Raw genomic sequence first — 696 nt, 5'->3', positions numbered from 1 at the left:
CATCCACACACCACCCGCATCGCGCACCGCACAAATAGTTGTCACAAATCCTCCACACTTAGCTCAAGCCGACCACGGCTCCGGAAACTTCATCCACGCAATCACGTGATAATCGTCGTAGTCACGCGGGTCACAAATACCGTCAGTCGGACACACCTCGACCCAGCCAGAGTCGCCCACTTCATAACGGTAGGCCCACGCCTTATGCGGTACCCAGCACATATCACCGTATTGGACGGTCACAAGCACCGGAATAGACCACCGATAATCACACGATTCCGGATTCTCGGACTGACGCGGCGGCAGCTCCATATTCCACCCAGCAGCATAGCTGCGATTTTTACCCATCTCACACACCTCCCTCATCACCCATCCCACACCACGTAATTTAAGATTGTCCAATCACAAAAGCGCCGTTCCGCGTCCCTCACTTCGTTCGGTCCTCGGTCCACTGGCGCATCCTACACAACAACTCACACCATGTCAACAAATCTCGTACTCGTTCTCGATCCGCAAGCCCCCGGCTCCTATCCACTGGCCTCACTCACGCTAACGTACAGACCGCTGATCGCAGTCGTCCACACGCCCCCAACCCCGATTTCCTTGTCCTCACTTATCCAGCAAGTCCCGCATCTTCGAGTCCTCCACGGACTAGGTATCAAGCCCGTCCTGCACTCAATTCCCCTAGGACCCTCG

General features: G+C 55.7%; 1 protein-coding gene. It reads right to left on the bottom strand.

Features of this window, described 5'->3' with window-relative positions; translation table 11 throughout:
• Positions 1-63: 63 nt before the first annotated feature.
• On the bottom strand, positions 64-348 hold the full coding sequence (locus AC1RO3_RS08145; RefSeq protein WP_251254817.1) for a hypothetical protein: 285 nt from the start codon (positions 346-348) through the stop codon (positions 64-66).
• Positions 349-696: the final 348 nt, after the last annotated feature.

It is taken from the genome of Dellaglioa sp. CoH-57-MRSF-19 (genome assembly GCF_056781975.1).
Note: the sequence above shows the minus strand (reverse complement) of the source record. Positions and strands in the feature narration are given on the sequence as shown.